14 protein-coding genes are annotated in these 16,213 nt (G+C 38.7%); 7 read left to right on the plus strand and 7 right to left on the minus strand.

From position 1 onward, the window contains the following. Window positions 1–130: 130 nt before the first annotated feature. Both B2906_RS18710 and B2906_RS18715 read left to right on the plus strand, forming a co-directional pair. Entirely contained in the window at window positions 131–532 is a 402-nt protein-coding gene (locus B2906_RS18710; protein ID WP_286942372.1) for a hypothetical protein, read from the plus strand. Continuing rightward, window positions 529–723: a helix-turn-helix transcriptional regulator gene (locus tag B2906_RS18715; protein WP_286942375.1), complete on the plus strand. Its 195-nt coding sequence runs from the start codon at window positions 529–531 to the stop codon at window positions 721–723. Before B2906_RS18710 ends, B2906_RS18715 begins: the two co-directional genes overlap by 4 nt. A 33-nt stretch (window positions 724–756) precedes the next feature. Here the strand turns inward: B2906_RS18715 and B2906_RS18720 are convergent, their stop codons facing one another. From B2906_RS18720 to B2906_RS18740, 5 genes are all read right to left on the minus strand, one after another. Then, window positions 757–2,361, minus strand: a complete 1,605-nt coding sequence (locus tag B2906_RS18720) for a hypothetical protein (RefSeq protein ID WP_219956574.1) — start codon at window positions 2,359–2,361, stop codon at window positions 757–759. A gap of 287 nt (window positions 2,362–2,648) precedes the next feature. After that, window positions 2,649–4,082: a TolC family protein gene (locus tag B2906_RS18725; RefSeq protein ID WP_219956575.1), complete on the minus strand. Its 1,434-nt coding sequence runs from the start codon at window positions 4,080–4,082 to the stop codon at window positions 2,649–2,651. Beyond that, window positions 4,069–7,299: an efflux RND transporter permease subunit gene (locus tag B2906_RS18730; protein WP_219956576.1), complete on the minus strand. Its 3,231-nt coding sequence runs from the start codon at window positions 7,297–7,299 to the stop codon at window positions 4,069–4,071. Before B2906_RS18730 ends, B2906_RS18725 begins: the two co-directional genes overlap by 14 nt. Window positions 7,300–7,323: 24 nt before the next feature. Continuing rightward, window positions 7,324–8,415, minus strand: a complete 1,092-nt coding sequence (locus tag B2906_RS18735) for an efflux RND transporter periplasmic adaptor subunit (RefSeq protein WP_286942379.1) — start codon at window positions 8,413–8,415, stop codon at window positions 7,324–7,326. A gap of 163 nt (window positions 8,416–8,578) precedes the next feature. Next, window positions 8,579–8,983: a hypothetical protein gene (locus B2906_RS18740; protein WP_286942381.1), complete on the minus strand. Its 405-nt coding sequence runs from the start codon at window positions 8,981–8,983 to the stop codon at window positions 8,579–8,581. A gap of 200 nt (window positions 8,984–9,183) precedes the next feature. On the opposite strand from B2906_RS18740, the gene B2906_RS18745 reads away from it, so the two are divergent. Together B2906_RS18745 and B2906_RS18750 are read left to right on the plus strand one after the other, a co-directional pair. Then, complete coding sequence (locus B2906_RS18745; protein WP_286942383.1) at window positions 9,184–10,083, plus strand: hypothetical protein; 900 nt, start codon at window positions 9,184–9,186, stop codon at window positions 10,081–10,083. A gap of 123 nt (window positions 10,084–10,206) precedes the next feature. Then, window positions 10,207–10,851 (plus strand): SDR family oxidoreductase, encoded by a 645-nt coding sequence (locus tag B2906_RS18750; RefSeq protein WP_286942385.1) that lies wholly within the window; start codon window positions 10,207–10,209, stop codon window positions 10,849–10,851. Between the two features lie 137 nt (window positions 10,852–10,988). On the opposite strand, the gene B2906_RS18755 is transcribed toward B2906_RS18750, so the two are convergent. Continuing rightward, complete coding sequence (locus B2906_RS18755) at window positions 10,989–11,480, minus strand: ferritin-like domain-containing protein (protein ID WP_286942388.1); 492 nt, start codon at window positions 11,478–11,480, stop codon at window positions 10,989–10,991. A 187-nt stretch (window positions 11,481–11,667) separates the two neighbouring features. Here B2906_RS18755 and B2906_RS18760 point away from each other — a divergent pair, with 187 nt between their 5' ends. Both B2906_RS18760 and B2906_RS18765 read left to right on the plus strand, forming a co-directional pair. Further along, on the plus strand, window positions 11,668–13,836 hold the full coding sequence (locus tag B2906_RS18760) for a TonB-dependent receptor (protein ID WP_219956581.1): 2,169 nt from the start codon (window positions 11,668–11,670) through the stop codon (window positions 13,834–13,836). A 154-nt stretch (window positions 13,837–13,990) separates the two neighbouring features. Continuing rightward, window positions 13,991–14,839, plus strand: coding sequence for an N-acetylmuramoyl-L-alanine amidase-like domain-containing protein (locus B2906_RS18765; RefSeq protein WP_219956582.1), 849 nt, complete (start codon window positions 13,991–13,993; stop codon window positions 14,837–14,839). Between the two features lie 52 nt (window positions 14,840–14,891). Here B2906_RS18765 and B2906_RS18770 read toward each other — a convergent pair whose 3' ends face one another. Then, the gene (locus tag B2906_RS18770; RefSeq protein WP_219956583.1) at window positions 14,892–15,431 is read right to left on the minus strand and encodes an SRPBCC family protein; all 540 of its coding nucleotides are present in this window, start codon (window positions 15,429–15,431) and stop codon (window positions 14,892–14,894) included. A 428-nt stretch (window positions 15,432–15,859) separates the two neighbouring features. Between B2906_RS18770 and B2906_RS18775 the strand changes: the two genes are divergently transcribed. After that, window positions 15,860–16,192 carry a hypothetical protein gene (locus tag B2906_RS18775; protein ID WP_219956584.1) on the plus strand — a complete coding sequence of 111 codons (333 nt, stop codon included), beginning with the start codon at window positions 15,860–15,862 and terminating at the stop codon, window positions 16,190–16,192. Window positions 16,193–16,213 lie beyond the last annotated feature (21 nt).

A 16,213-nucleotide genomic window follows, 5' to 3' on the forward strand; every position in this document is an offset into this window, starting at 1 on the left:
ATAATTTCTAAAGAGAAAATTATCGGTTCCAAAAGAAGCGATTCGCTAAAAATCATAAATTAAATGTAAATAAAACTTGACTTTTGTAAAACTTACTTTACATTTGTAAAGTCAACTTTACATAAAAATCATGGAATCAATTAAACTAGAACGAAACAAACGAGTCAAAAAACTGGCTATTTGGACTTGGACCTGGGTAGCAACTATGGCGATCGCCACCTTTGGACCAGAGTTTATCTGGGATAATCACCCCTTCCTCACTCCTTTTGCCATTGTAGTCAACCTCGCAAATGGAGTATTAATGATCTTAGCGAACAGGGATTTATTCAATCATTTTGATGAACTCGAACGCAAAATTCATTTGGAAGCCATGGGAATCACACTGGGATTGGCCGTGGTAGTCGGACTGACATTTTCCCTCTTAGACCAAAAAGACATCATCCCATTTGATGCTGAGATAGGATATCTGGTCATGTTTATTGGTATCACTTACATGATTGCTATGGTGATCAATAGAAAGCGGTATCTATGAAAAATCGTATCCGGGAATTAAGAGTCGTTAAAAATATGACTCAAGAGGATTTGGCTGAAATTATTGGGGTTTCCAGACAGACGATCAATGCCATAGAAAAAGAAAAATTTGACCCCAGTTTGCCCACCGCCTTCAAACTATCCAAGCTATTTGAACTCTCCATTGAGGAAATATTTCAATATGAGGAATGAATTCGGCTATTCGTGGGGGAATTTTGAAGGCCCTTATTTCAACCTCGAATAAGCGATTAAATTATTATCCAATTCTTCAATCTCCTTATTGATGAGCTTGATCAATTCCTTGTCAGTATATACAGGGTTGGAATTGAGCTCATCATTTTCTTTGAGATAATCCAATAGCCCCAAGGCATTTGCAACATTTTTTCTGAAAATGTGGGAAATGATCCAGGAAACATCCTGTTGATACCAATTTTTCATTTCCTCGCACTGATTTTCTTCCAATAAAAAGAAGACTAAATGCTTGCTGAACTCATTCTCATAAGAAGTAATTCTAAAGTCATATTGGCCTGAATTTTCATCCTTGAAAGTGATTTTAAAATCTTTAGAAAAATCAGGTGTCCGAAGAAAGGTAATCAGCTTCTGCAAATCTGAAAAAGACAGGTGCTTTCGGAGATAAAAGAGCAGACTTTGAGGGGCTAGCGTATCCATACCGAGGTTCAGATAAACAGAGAGCCTTGAACTGATCTGGAAAAGTTTTTTGGAAGGATAATATTCCAAAATGTAGGATTTCTGGTTTTTGCTGAACTCCAACAGTTGCTGTAAGGATACCTTGGATTTATTAAACTGATCCACCATATGGGACACATTGATCCCGAATAGAAAGTATCCTTTTAATTGTCTTTTTTCATAAATAGGAGAAATCCTTATTCCCAAATGAACTTCATCCACTGCCAAATGGACCACGTTGAATTGAGGTCCTTTATTTTCTTCCAATTCAGAAATCAAGGCCCCAAACATTTCTTTCTGATTCAAGGAATCTCCTACAGTCACTCCACCAAATAGAGAAGCAAAGTTTTTGTTGAAATATAAAATAGAATAATCCTTATCGATGAAAGAGATATAGGCATTGATGGAATCAAAAATGGTACTGGAAGATTCCCTAAGATTGAGCTTTACTAGGATATTATTAGAAAGCAGGGAATAGGAAAAGTAAATGAAGATAGGAACTGAAATAGAGATCATGGGAATCTCAAACCCGACAATCAAAGGGAGCACAATTTGTCCGAGAAAGCCCAAGCTTCCTGTGATCACCAAGCCAATGAAGAAATTTCTAAAATCCTGCTTTAAGTGGGGTTTCTTTAGAAATTCCTGGTAAAACATGTAAACAGCTAGAAGAAAGCCCACTCCTATCCATAACCTTGAGATTTTAGCCATGGGGTTACCTTCAAAATCAGTCACAAAGCCATAAGAATCAGTATAGATATAGTAATCCTTCACATCGTATTTCACACATAAAAATGCTATCAGAACTGTTCCCACGATTAAGGATACCTTAAGCGTGTTGTAAATAGCGGAGTTTTTATAGAGCAACGCATAGACCAAATCATAGCAGAGATAACCTACAAACAGGATGAAAAAATAAAAGAAATCATGAAACTGATTGATGATGGCTTCTTCAGTTGCCACCCTGCAGAGCAACTCAAAGGACTGAAGAAATATGACCGCAAAAATCAGAAGTTCCAGCTTGGTCTTAAATGAAGATCGCTTCCGAACCAACCTAAGCTTAATCAAAAAGCCCAAAGAAATAATGATACTGATGACAGTAATTATTTGATAGGTTGATTGTAGAAGAATAAAAACTTTACTCATTCCGATTAAAAATCAATGGTGTTTGGAATTATAAATTCGATTCAATTTAAATATTTAGCTTCATTGAAACCCGAACTTTCTAAATCTCCCGGGCAAAGCAGAATCAATCAATTTCTATGCTCAAAAATGTTTTTTCACAACTTATCGATCAACTGGCTAAGTCATAGGGGGAAAGATTTATGAACAGTTGCAAAAAAAGAAAAACCATCCCACAACGCTGTAGGACGGTTTTTGAATTTAGAATAAATCATCACTCAGTTATGCTTTCGCCAAGCATCTTTATCAACCTAATTCCATCCTCCACCCAGAGCCTGATATAAATGCACCATAGCATTCATTTGTTGGGCTTTGGTTTCAATCAATTCCATTTTGGACTCCAATGCGTCTCGCTGAGTGAGCAGCACCTCCATATAATCCGCCCTAGCTGATCGGAAAAGGCTGGAAGAAATTGCTATGGACTCCGTTAAAGCTTGTACCTGTCTGGCTTTCAAATTGGCACTTTGCTCCAAATTGGAAATTTTTGCCATCTGATTGGAGACCTCGTAATATCCATTTAAAATACGTTGCTCGTATTCGTAGACTGCTTGCAGTTGCTTTGAATTTGCAGTTTGGTATTGAGCTTTAATAGCATTTCTATTGACTAAAGGAGCCATCAAATCACCCGCTAATCCGTAAAGCATGGACTCGGGACTTGTCAGTAAATACCTGGCATTGAAGGCTTGAAAACCCAAACCTGCTGTAATCCTGAAAGAAGGATAGAAATTGGCTCTCGCTACTTTCACGTCCAATTTGGCTGCAGCTAATTCCAGTTCAGCCTGCCTGATATCCGGTCTATTGATCAATAACTGAGAAGGAATCCCAGCCTGCACCAGCTTAGGACTGGACTCGGAAAACGAAGCTGAACTTCTCCGAATGGGCTGAGGAAATCTACCTGTTAAGAAATTAATCCGGTTTTCAGTTTCTGTGATTTCCTGTTGAATCGCGTAAATCAAACTTCTGTTTTTAGCCAATTCGGCTTCAAACCTCTTTACCGCCAACTCTGTGGCCTTTGCAGCTTCTTTTTGAAGTTTGACAGTCTCATAGGCATTTTTCTGGATTTCTATGGTCTGACTGATTATTTCCAGTTGATTATCCAAAGCCATCAATTCAAAATAAGAACTGGCGATTTCAGACACCAAATTTGTAATTAGGAAATTTCTCCCTTCCACAGTTGCTAAATATTCAAAAACAGCTGACTTTTTGGAATTCCTGAGCTTTTTCCAAACATCCAATTCCCAAGAAGCAAAAGCTCCAACCATCAAATCTGTAAATGGCTCTGGAAACTCTTTCCCTTCTTTGATTTCGGTCGTAGCTTCCAGTGCACCAAAACGGGTATATCTGCCCACTTTATCCACACCTGCTCCCCCTTGAATCGAGACGAATGGGAGATACTCTCCTTTTCTGGCCTTTATCTCATTATTGGCGATTTGAATTTCCTGCAGGAAAATATTCAACTCCTGATTTCTGCTTAAAGCAGAATCGATCAAAGCTTTCAGATTGGGGTCCTCAAAAAAAGATCTCCATGGAATTTGAGCTGAATTGATAGAGTCTCCTGATGCATTGTAAGCAAGAGGAAGTTCCTTATTTTCTTGCCTCAAAGCTGCTTCCGGAACTTTGCAGGCAAAACTCAGGAGCAGTACAAAAACGACTGCCCACAATTGAATGAAATTAGACTTCTTCATGATTGATATTGTTTTTAGACAGTAATTTTTTGATTTTCTTCAATAAAGAATTTCGGGTTCCAGAGCCCACAAAATCCTCGCTCAATGGGTTTTCATCCTCATCCCGGATTAGCTTTCTACCTTCGGCCAAGCTGCCAAATAAGAAGTAGAGCCCGGGTACAATGAGTACCCCGAAAATTGTCCCAAACAACATCCCTCCCATGGCGGAGGAGCCGATTGTCCTATTTCCGATAGCTCCAGGGCCGGTAGCTATCACCAAAGGAATCAGACCTGCTATAAAGGCAAAGGAAGTCATCAAAATAGGTCTAAACCTGACTTTAGCTCCTTCTATCGCTGCTTCTAAAACCGATGATCCCTGTTGATGCTTCTGCACCGCAAACTCCACTATCAAGACGGCATTTTTACCTAGCAAGCCCACTAGCATGATAAGGCCTATCTGTGCATAGATATCATTCGCCAAACCCATCATTTTTAGAAGTAAGAAAGATCCAAATACCCCCACAGGAAGGGAGAATATTACAGCCAAAGGAATTATGAAGCTTTCGTACTGCGCTGCTAAGACCAAGTACACGAAAATCAGTACTACAATAAAAATATAGAGTGCTTCATTTCCTCTTCTAGCCTCATCGTAGGAAAGTCCTTCCCATGCTATATCATACCCATTTGGCAGAGTTTTTTCCGCCACTTCCTGAATGGCCTGTATCGCATCCCCACTGGTGTATCCTGGAGCAGGAACTCCTTTGATAGAGGAAGAAGTATAGAGGTTGAATCGAGTGATCTCATTAGGCCCTTGCTTTTTCTCCATTTTCATAAAGGCTGAGTAAGGCACCATTTCTCCATGCTCGCTCTTGATGAAAAGATTCAGAATATCACTGGGAAGTTTTCTGTACTCAGGAGCTGATTGGGTATATACCTTGAAGAAATTTCCAAAACGGATAAATCCCTGTTCATAGGTACTACCAATCAAAACATCAAGGTTTTCCATGGCCTTACCTATTGACACTCCCTTTTGCATGGCTAATTCATTATCAATAATCAGCTCATACTGAGGATAATTGGCAGCAAAAAAAGTGAAGAGCCCTGAGAGCTCAGGCCTTTTTTTCAATTCTGTCATAAACTCCGAATTAACCTGATCAAACTCTTGATAATCCACCGTGCTGTTTTTGTCTAGCATTCTCAGAGAAAAACCATCAGATGAACCGTATCCGGGAACAGCAGGCGGTTCGAAATATTCGATTACAGCTCCCAAATCTTTGGTTTTCTCTTCCAGTTCATGAATAATTTTCCTAACAGAATGATGTCTCTGAGACCAATCTTTCAAGTTGATCAAACAAGTACCTGCATTGGAGCCTCTTCCCTCGGTTAAGATTTCATATCCTGCCAATGAGGAAACAGATTGAATTCCATCCACCTCTTCTGCAATTTCCTGAAGCTTTCTGGAAACCTCATTGGTTCTCTCCAAGGTAGATCCCGGAGGAGTTTGAATAATGGCATAAATCATCCCCTGATCCTCATTAGGGATGAACCCAGAAGGAAGTTTTTCATTGACTGCAAAAATTCCCAATCCAAATGCTATTAGAATTCCCCAAGTCACCACTCTCCTATTCACAATCAGGCGAAGTAATGAAACGTATCTTCCGGTAAGTTTTTCAAATTTTCTATTGAACCAATCCAAGAAGCGATCAACAGGAGATTTTCTTCTTGCTTTGCCATGATTGTTTTTTAAGATCATCGCGCATAAAACCGGAGTTAGGGTCAATGCAACCACACCTGATAGCACAATGGAGCTGGCCATGGTAATGGAAAACTGCCTGTAAAAGACGCCCACAGGTCCAGTCATAAAGGCCACTGGCACGAATACAGCAGTCATGATGAGGGTGATGGCAATGATTGCACCGCTGATTTCTCCCAACACTTTTTTCACAGCCTTGTAGGGAGATAGGTGTTCTTCTTCCATTTTTGCATGTACCGCCTCCACTACAACGATGGCATCATCAACCACAATTCCGATAGCCAATACCAATGCAAACAGGGTGATCAAATTGATCGTCAAACCAAAAAGCTGCATAAACACAAAGGCTCCGATCAAGGAAACGGGAACTGCAATTGCTGGAATCAAGGTGGACCTCCAGTCCCCCAAGAATAAAAAGACTACCAAGGCAACCAATATGAAGGCCTCCACCAAGGTATGCATCACTTTATCAATGGATGCATTAACAAACTTGGACACATCATAATTAATCTCATAGCTCATCCCCGGAGGAAAGTCAGATTCCATTTCCTCCAGTTTGCTTTTCACTTGCTCAATAACTTTGCTGGCATTACTTCCGATATTTTGCTTTAATACGATGGAGGCAGCTGGGTAACCATCCTTATTGGAATAGATATCGAAAAACTCACTGCCAAGCTCCACTTCGGCTATATCCTTCAGTTTGATGATTTCGCCTTCAGGATTCGCTTTTACAATAATCTCTTCGTATTCCTCAGGTTTATTGAATCTGCCTTTATAGGTTAGAACATATTCCAGAGATTGAGCCGTTTTTCCGGATGCTTGACCCAAGCGGCCCGGTCTACCGATCACACTTTGCTCATCTATGGAGGCCAATACCTCTTCGGTAGAAATATTGTAAGCTCTCATTCGGTCAGGCTTAAGCCAAACCCTCATTGCATATTGTCTACTTCCTAGGATTTGAGCCCTACCCATGCCGCTGATTCTTTGCAGTTCTGGTAGTATGTGCACATTGGCATAGTTGTACAAAAACTTCTCATCAGCATTTTTATCTGTACTGAAAAGGTTTACATACATCAGCATACTTGGCTGAATAGGGGTAATAATTACTCCTTCCCGCTGCACTAAAGGCGGGAGATTATTCATTACTTGGTCCACCCTCGTTTTGACATTGACTACAGCCGCATTGGGATCAGTTCCGGGTTCAAAAACAATCTGAATAGTTGCCTCTCCCGCACTGGTAGCATCCGAAATCAGATATTGCATCCCCTGAACTCCATTGATCGCTCTTTCCAAGGGGATAAGCGTAGACTGAACCAAAACATCTGCACTTGATCCTGGATAGGCGATGAATATATTTACCCGGGGAGGTGCAATTTCAGGAAACTGGGAAATGGGTCTGGTAGCTATGGCCAGAATACCCAGAAATACGATGGCGAGCGATATGGCTATCGCCAATACCGGTCTCTGTATAAATTTGCTAAACATTTTACCTGTGATTAAATTTTTGCTTTACTCAGCATGTAATCCGTTTAGCTCGGCTATAACCTTCTCCTGATGGATGAAATCAAATTTGATCCGCTGTTTGTTCTCTACTTTTCGGAGCCCTTCGATCAGAATTTTATCATCTTCCCCTAAATCCGGAGCAATGATATAAAGATGAGGTAGCTCGGTCAAAATCCTTATTTGTTTAGAATTAACCAGACCATCCTGATCCACAACAAAAACAAACTTTTTATCCAAAATTTCGAATGTAGCCTTTTGGGGTATTATTAAGGCATCTTCATAAATAACAGGCATTTTGATATTCCCTGTTTCTCCATGTCTAAGGATTTTCTTAGAATTCGGGAAAGTAGCCCGGAAGGCAATATTTCCTGTTTCATTATTGAAATCTGCCTCAATAGTTTCAATTTTTCCTTTTTCCTCAAACTCTTTGTTGTTAGCCATCTGCAAAATCACATTGGGTAACTTTTCCAGCGTATTAGAGGAAACATAATTGAGATATTCGGCTTCAGGCACATTGAAATAAACCCACATCTGATTGTTGTCTGATAGTGTGGTCAGGAGCTCTCCTTCATCCAGTAAACTACCCTGTCTTACCAGAAAACGCCCCATAATGCCATCAAATGGAGCTCTAATCTCTGTAAATCCAAGATGTGTTTCAGCCAGATTCAGTTCTGCTTTTGCTTTTTCAAATTTTGCCTGTGCCAAGGCCAATTCATTGGTTGAAACCACATTATTATCTGCCAGGCTTTTAGTGTTGAGATATTCAATTTCTGCAAAATTAGCCTCGGCCTTCGCACGTTGTGCTTCAGCTTTGTAGATAGATGGCATGATGCGGAACATCAATTGCCCTTTTTTTACAAATTGACCTTCATCTACATAAATATTTTGAAGGTAACCTCTTTCTAAAGCTCTTAATTCTATATGCTGTATAGAATGAATTTGGCTGACATATTCTTTGTAAATAACTGTGTCCTTTATAATTGGACTGGTAACCAAAAAAGTTGATTCTTCTTCTTTGGATTGATGATGTGAATCGCAGGCTGTTTGAAATAAAAGCGCAAACAAGCCCACAATCAATGTTAATCTATGATTATTCATGATGATTTTTCGTAAGTAATTGAGTGATGGAAATTCCACTCCGCGCATAAACATGAGACTAAGCCCAAGTCAATGCCAAGGAATGACACAAGGGTTTATTGTTTCTGATTTCCAATAGAGGTATGCTCTAATTGAGCAAGGCTTGCTCAATTGACGAAAAATCCTATATCGTCAAAACACTGTTTGACAGGTGTATTCTACAGGGAAGGGTGAATGAGAAGTTCTTATTAAACAACAAGAACTTGGTCAAATAAGCTCGGAAGCTTCCGATTAATAAGAAAAAGAAAAGAGAAGAAAGAGCAACCTGAATAAGTAAAAAGAAATGGGAGTTTTTATCCTCCGTTTCTTCTTCCACTGTCTCAGAAGTCAGATTTAAACTTCCTCTTTCTATGGAAGAATCAGGTACCAACCAAATGGCCTGATCTGACAAAGGAAGAATGGGTTCATCCAATTGAACTCCTTCCTCATTATAGGAATATTCCTGATGCTCGGGAAAAAGAAATATAGATGCAACTTGACCTATTCCGAGGGATAGGAAAATTACGAAGGCCAATAAAAATCGGAGCATCTTATTCATTACAAGACGTAAAGCTATCGGGAGTTATTTTGATTAGCAAGAAAGCAAACAGTTATTTTCTCGAAATTATAAAATCGCATTTTCATTTTGAGAAGGACCTTGATCAATTGTCAATCTGCTTAATGTCAAACTATTAAACAATTCATCCAGTTTCGTATTAAGTCTATGTCAATGGCATAAAACCTTCATACATGCGAATACCAAGTTTTTTTCATAGTCTATACACCAAGCTGCTTTCTGAAAAGACTAAGGCTAAAGGGGAAGGTTGGATTTTAGGGATTGCTATTGGAAGTTTTATCATTCATTTAATCTTAATTTTTTTAGCAGATTTAGGATTTTATGAAGTTGAGTCCGAGCTTTTCGAAAATCCTATCTCAGCGATTTATACCCCTTTCTCCTTTATTCTGGTCTATGAAGTTTATCTACTGGTTTATTTTTTACCCAAGTCATTTACTACCTACATCGGCAAACAGTATGAGATCATTTCTCTCATCATAATCCGTAGGTTATTTAAAGACCTAGCCACCTTGGAGCTCTCTTCTGATTGGTTTCAAATCAAAGATGATCTCCAATTTACCTATGACCTCCTGACATCGGTAGCTTTGTTCTTTTTGCTTTTGCTCTTTTACAAAAACAGTAAAAAGCAAGAAACGGAAGGTATCAAAACAGCCCCGTCAGCAGAACTGAAAGCTTTCATTCAATTCAAGAAATTAACTGCAACCATACTGGTTCCTATTTTATTGGGCATTGCGATTTATACCCTGGGAAGCTGGAGTACTTATATTTTATTCCCTGAAAGCAATTTGGGTACATCATTCAAAAATATCAATGCCATATTTTTTGACGAATTCTTTATGATTTTGATTATAGTCGATGTCATACTTCTACTGGCCTCTTTTTATTATACGGATGAGTTTCACAAAGTCATGAGAAACTCCGGTTTCATCGTGTCGACCATATTGATTCGCCTTTCTTTTTCAGTGGAAGGATTGATGAATAATTTTCTGATTCTGGCAGCTATTTGTTTTGGCCTGGTGATCATGGTGATTCACAATCAATATGAAAAAGCCTATCAAAACGAAAAAAAGTAACTTTTCCTCTTCTCGTAGGTTTAGTAAATGTATTTAAGCTTTTGGGGTTTTCGCTTTTAAGCTAATTCTGTTCAAGCAGATAAAATCCTATAAATCAATTTTCTAATCTTAAACATTTTTAACATGTCAAAAAAGAATGTATTAATTATCGGAGCTAATGGAATTACAGGAAGGCTGATTTGCGAAAAATTAGCAAACTCACAGGACTATCAGCCAACAGCCATGATCCGAAAAGAATCTCAGAAGGAGTTTTTTGAAAAACTGGGAGTTCCTACAGTAATGGGAGATTTGGAGAAGGACTTTTCCAGTGCCTACAAGGACATGAACTTAGTGGTATTCGCAGCAGGTTCAGGTTCCTCCACAGGAAAAGATAAAACCATTGCAGTAGATCAGGAAGGCGCTAAAAAAAGTGTGGATTTAGCTCTAGAAAACGGAATTGAAAAATATGTGATGCTGAGCTCCATGGGTGCCGGTAATCCAGACCCGGACTCCCCTATTCATTTTTATTTGGAGGCGAAGCATGAGGCAGATGAGTATTTGAAAAAATCCGGTATCTCCTACAGCATAGTCAGGCCTGGTGGTTTAACCGATGATGCTGGAAAGGGAAAAATTCAAGCGGCTTATGCTCTCAATAAAAGAGGAAAGATTTCCAGAGAAGATGTGGCAGGAACCCTTATTTATGTGCTGAATAAAAACATTGCAAGCAATTCTTCCTTTGAAATCTTGGAGGGTGAGCATTCGATTCAGGAGGCTATTGAGAATCTGTGAAACGGGGGTTAGTTATTGGTGAATAGTTATTTGTTATTAGTGAATAGGTATTAGTTATTGAGTTAATTGTTATTCAAAAATTGATAGTGACCATTGAGAATTAAACATAAAAAAAGCTGCCAAATGGCAGCTTTTTTTTAAATCTCTTGTTCCAGTTTCAGTTTCCATTGCTGTAATTCCAGCATGGCTCTTAAGCCGATAAAATGATCCTCAACCACCAGATCATCAATTCCTTTCATTCTTTCCTTGACTTGATTAATCATTTGTTGGTAGTGCTTAATCAATAAATCAATTCCGGCTTTTCTCATATGCTTTTGATTGGCATTGGGAACTGCGTGTACGTTTTGGGTCAACTTCTCAAAAGAGACTACAGGATCAACACCCAATATTGAAAGCTGCTCAGCGAAAATATCTTGCTGCGAATCCAGTTCCGCATGAAACTCGCCTGTTAGCTCATGTAAGGAATAGGCAGCAGTTCCTCGTGCATTCCAATGAACCTGTCTCACCAATCTATCTAGGCTAACCAGGTCTTCCAAAGTTTCCTGAAGTTTAGCAGTAGTAGCTGTTTGTCCGTTGACTTCCAGCACCCATGCCATCATAAAAACAAATAAAAATGTGAATCTTTTCATGTTAAAATCAATACGTTGGTTTACTTATAAAAGCCTTTTACACCCAAAATGTTTAAGAAAATTAGTTATAACATATAAAATTCCGTCAAATTATCCTTCACTCTGAGCGGTAGACAGATCAGAGTTAATTTTCTCCCTTTTTGGAAAAATTCAATTTTCTCAGGCTCAGGATTGATACATTTGAAGCATGAAACTTCTAACCCTGGCTATTACTTTTTTCTGCATAAATCAGGCTCTGGCGCAACATAGCTTTAGAGCTCAAATCAAAGACTACGAAACCAAAGATTTTCTCCCTGGGGCCAGCATTTCAATTCCAACATTGGGGATAGGAGACATTTCAGATGAGTCTGGGATGGTTCAGATTGACAATATTCCTGATGGTACCTATTTATTTGAAATCAGATTTTTAGGCTACCAACCCATACAATTCAAGCGATCTATTCCACTGGAAGCAGGAAGTGCACCGGAAATATTTTTCCTCAAACATGCTGATGAAGAACTGGAGGAATTGGTCGTTCAGTCTAATCGTAGCAGTAGAGTAATAGAAGATGTACCCACCCGGGTAGAGATTATCGCTGGCGAAGAACTGTCTGAAAAGGGCAATATGAAACCCGGAGATATTCGTATGCTTCTCAATGAAAGTACAGGTATACAAACCCAACAAACATCTGCCACCAGCTATAATTCCAGCATACGGATCCAAGGTTTGGACGGGAAATACACCCAACTGCTAAGAGATGGATTACCACTTTATTCAGGCTATTCCGGAGGCTTGAGTCTTATGCAAATTGCGCCTTTGGACTTGGCACAGGTGGAAGTCATCAAAGGATCTGCTTCCACCCTTTACGGAGGGGGAGCTATTGCCGGGCTAGTGAACCTAATTTCAAAAACTCCGGGAGAGAGTCCAGAACTTTCTTTGATGCTCAATGGAACCTCTGCGCTTGGCCTGGATGCAAGCGCCTTTTATTCGGCCAAAGGTGAAAAGTTCGGGACTACTATTTTCACTTCTTACAACAAGGGTACAGCCTATGATCCTGCAGATATTGGCCTGACAGCAATTCCGAAATTTGATAGATTTACGCTCAATCCAAAATTATTTTGGGAGGTCAATGAACGGTCTGAAATCGTAGCCGGACTGAATTTGATGACTGAAAAACGATTGGGTGGAAATGTTGACTTTATCCATGGCGAATCTGTAGCAAACCCTTATTTCGAAGAAAATCAGACTGAAAGAATATCCACCGAACTGAAATATTTTAATCAATTCGCTGATAACTCCAGGCTAACTTTTAAAAACACTTTTAGCTTTTATGATAGGAGCATTTTCATTCCAGATTATCAATTTTCTGGAAGGCAAATGCTATCCTTCAGCGAGATCAATCTTAGCACTGCCAACTCTAAAACTGAATGGATTACCGGTCTAAATCTCTGGACAGATCGCTTTACACAGCAGCAAGGGAATTTGAATCAAAATCTCGATTACACGCTAAATACCGTAGGGGCATTTGTTCAGAACATCTGGAATACATCTGAAAAATGGACTATCGAGTCTGGGTTCAGATTGGATTATCAGAAAGACTATGGCGTTTTTCCCCTTCCAAAGATTTCATTCATGTACGAACCCTCAAATGCATGGACTTTTCGATTAGGAGGAGGATTGGGTTACAAGTCCCCGACAGTCTTTACGGAAGATGCTGAGCGTCTCCAATTCAGAAATATTCTCCCAATTAATCCAAGGGAACTGGAAGCTGAAAGGTCTGGAGGAGCAAATTTTGATATTAACTACAAGGTTTCATTAGGTGAAGAACTGTCCCTGGTGATGAACAGCCTGCTATTTTATACCCGAATTCAAGACCCATTATTGCTAGTCAGAAATGGCGCTGTATTCGAATTTCAACAAAACGGAGGCTACTTCCGAACCCAAGGTCTTGAGCTGAATTTAAAATGGAATTATAAGGATTTGAAGCTATTTACGGGCTATACCTTTGCAGATGTAATCCAGAGCTTCCAAAATCAAAGCAGCCCCTATCCCCTAGTAGCCAAGCATAGGCTGAATAATGTGTTGATGTATGAGAAGCATGATAATTTTTGGATAGGATTGGAAGCTTATTACTACAGTCCACAGCTTTTGAACGATGGTGAAACAGGCAAATCTTTTTGGATTATGGGCCTGATGACAGAAAAAAAATTGGGGGAATCCTTTTCCTTATTTCTCAATTTCGAAAACTTCTTAGATACTCGACAAACCAGATTTGACACCATTTTCACAGGAAATATCAGTGATCCCCAATTCAGGGACATTTATGCTCCTGTGGATGGATTTGTAATCAATGGGGGCTTTAAGCTTTCACTTTAAGTCATAGAAAACGAGCTATTTTAATTTCAAGGAACACAAAGTCGATCTAAATTCTAATTCCTATTAAAAGTGGTCAAAAAAAATACTTTGTACCTTCAATGCGCAGTGCCTATTCAAATCTGGTCAATTCAATAATTCTAAACTTCCTTTCCTAATGAAACGCTTTTTTATACTTTTTTTCATTCTATCATTTGAACTCTCTGCTCAGACTGTCTGCGACCTTCAAAGCAGGGAAAAATTAGAAAGCACACTTGAAAACCTCTCTCAAGAAAACAATCCAAACAATCCCATCCATCTCCAAGCTATTGAGATAGGTCAGTCTTTTTTAAAAACTCCCTATGTGGAGAAAACATTGGAGGTTCCAGGTCCTGAGCAATTGGTTATCAATCTAATGGGTGTGGATTGCACTACATTTGTGGAAACTGTCCTTGGGCTCACCCGAATAAGTCAAATGGGGAAATTCAGCATGAAAAACTTTGAAGAAGAATTAGAGAAGATTCGATACAGACAAGGAGAAAACAAAGGCTATACCAGTAGACTTCATTATTTCTCAGATTGGATTTATGACAATGAGCAAAAAGGAATTGTCATGGATATGACTCAGGCAATAGGTGGGATTTCTTATACCAACAAGCCTTCATTTATGACTGAAAATCCACAGTTTTATCCCCAATTGAGTCAAAAAGCAAATGTTGATCAATTGCGCTTAATAGAATCTGCAATAGCAAAAAGGTCTTATTATTTTATTCCCAAGGACCAAATCCACTCAGTGGAAGAAAAAATTCAGTCAGGAGACATCATTGCCATCACCACTACAATCCCCAATTTGGATATGGTGCATGTGGGTTTTGCCATTGAAAAAAATGGAAGAATTCATCTTTTACATGCCAGCTCCAAAAATAAAGAAGTGGAAATCTCTGCACTTCCCCTACATGATTATCTTCAAGGAAATAGAACTCAATCCGGAATCATGGTGGGCAGACTGGTCGAGCTTTCAAAATAAAAAGCTCAAATCCTTCATGGACTTGAGCTTTCATTTCTTATTCTTATTCAACCTATTTCTCCATAATCTTTTTAAGGTTGGATAAACCAGTTTGAAAATCCTCAGCCAGCATATTTTCTATATTCATCAAGGGAATCATGACATTCATGGGGTAACTCATGCGTCCCTCAAATCCCCAGGTGACCTCTGTTTGATTAGGGCCTAAAGGTTCATAGGCCAAGTAAGCCTTGTCAGTACTTTCAAAAGGCTCGATGAATCTTAGTTCATAATCTATCCTCTCCATCTCCTTGATTGCTAAAATCTCCTGCTCTCCATGTCCTACATCAGGGTTTTCACTTTTCCATCCTGCAACAAAACCAACCGTTCCGTCTTCACCCTCATAATACTTTTCCATTTCGGGATCCATCAGCGCCCATTTGCTGAATTGATCCTGATTTTTCAGATACTTGGTAAACTCGTAAACTTCGGCAATCGGTCTTTCGATAATAATTTTTTCAACAACTTCATAATCCTTTGAGATGAAAAGAGCAGAGATCAAGGGAATCGCGATAATGATTAGGACTATAAGTCCCACATACTTTAGGATTTTCATAGTGCAAGGTGTTTGGTCTAATTAAATTTATATTTTTCTCTTTAAAAAATATAACTAGGCGATATTTAATTTTAATCAATCGAGAAAAATTCATCAATCCTAATCCTTCTTGTTTGGGGTAAGAAGACACCTTAATTCAATAGGCCAAAAAGAGTTATTGAATTTATGAATTGAACAAAAAAAAAATAAACCTGGATTCCAATCCTAAAATGTTCCACAGTAAATGACTCTTGATAAACTCGGCCCAGCTTCTAACTTAAGTGGTACTCATAATGCCTATATCCAAAATCTTTAAAAAATATTGGATAGAATGACTTAGTTTAGCAATTGTAGGAAGATCGTAACCCTCATGAACTAACCTTTCAAGGTAAATGAAAGCTCGGTGGATTACCTTTTATTTTGAAGGACTAATACAAATACATAAAAAAATGACAGTTACTATTAATCAATATAATGACGAAAAGGAAAATAAGCCTATTATAAGGATTGAATTGGAAGGAGATGCAAAAGGGTCTCAAATTGAAAAAATCAGAGAGGTTATTCCTTCTTTACTTTTACAAAACGCTAATAAATTCTATTTGGACATAAGAAAACTAACTGAATGTGACTTAGGCTTTGTTAATGAAGTAATTCATATTCATTACACTTTTGCTGAATATTCAAAGGAATTTGTTCTCCTTTATTCTAAAGGTTCTTTCTTCGAATCATGGATAAAAACTTCAGACCTGCATAAAGTATTGAAAATTTCAACAGAGCTTTAAATCCAAAATCGCTTACAACTG

Source organism: Algoriphagus sp. UBA3586 (assembly GCF_002376385.1).
In the GTDB taxonomy this organism is placed as follows: Bacteria; Bacteroidota; Bacteroidia; order Cytophagales; family Cyclobacteriaceae; genus Algoriphagus; species Algoriphagus ornithinivorans.

What these genes read in the sequence shown, in the direction of transcription:
- B2906_RS18710 (WP_286942372.1), top strand. Translation starts at nt 131, where the DNA reads ATGGAATCAATTAAACTAGAACGAAACAAACGAGTCAAAAAACTGGCT.
- B2906_RS18715 (WP_286942375.1), top strand. Translation starts at nt 529, where the DNA reads ATGAAAAATCGTATCCGGGAATTAAGAGTCGTTAAAAATATGACTCAA.
- B2906_RS18720 (WP_219956574.1), bottom strand. Translation starts at nt 2,361, where the DNA reads ATGAGTAAAGTTTTTATTCTTCTACAATCAACCTATCAAATAATTACT.
- B2906_RS18725 (WP_219956575.1), bottom strand. Translation starts at nt 4,082, where the DNA reads ATGAAGAAGTCTAATTTCATTCAATTGTGGGCAGTCGTTTTTGTACTG.
- B2906_RS18730 (WP_219956576.1), bottom strand. Translation starts at nt 7,299, where the DNA reads ATGTTTAGCAAATTTATACAGAGACCGGTATTGGCGATAGCCATATCG.
- B2906_RS18735 (WP_286942379.1), bottom strand. Translation starts at nt 8,415, where the DNA reads ATGAATAATCATAGATTAACATTGATTGTGGGCTTGTTTGCGCTTTTA.
- B2906_RS18740 (WP_286942381.1), bottom strand. Translation starts at nt 8,983, where the DNA reads ATGCTCCGATTTTTATTGGCCTTCGTAATTTTCCTATCCCTCGGAATA.
- B2906_RS18745 (WP_286942383.1), top strand. Translation starts at nt 9,184, where the DNA reads ATGCGAATACCAAGTTTTTTTCATAGTCTATACACCAAGCTGCTTTCT.
- B2906_RS18750 (WP_286942385.1), top strand. Translation starts at nt 10,207, where the DNA reads ATGTCAAAAAAGAATGTATTAATTATCGGAGCTAATGGAATTACAGGA.
- B2906_RS18755 (WP_286942388.1), bottom strand. Translation starts at nt 11,480, where the DNA reads ATGAAAAGATTCACATTTTTATTTGTTTTTATGATGGCATGGGTGCTG.
- B2906_RS18760 (WP_219956581.1), top strand. Translation starts at nt 11,668, where the DNA reads ATGAAACTTCTAACCCTGGCTATTACTTTTTTCTGCATAAATCAGGCT.
- B2906_RS18765 (WP_219956582.1), top strand. Translation starts at nt 13,991, where the DNA reads ATGAAACGCTTTTTTATACTTTTTTTCATTCTATCATTTGAACTCTCT.
- B2906_RS18770 (WP_219956583.1), bottom strand. Translation starts at nt 15,431, where the DNA reads ATGAAAATCCTAAAGTATGTGGGACTTATAGTCCTAATCATTATCGCG.
- B2906_RS18775 (WP_219956584.1), top strand. Translation starts at nt 15,860, where the DNA reads ATGACAGTTACTATTAATCAATATAATGACGAAAAGGAAAATAAGCCT.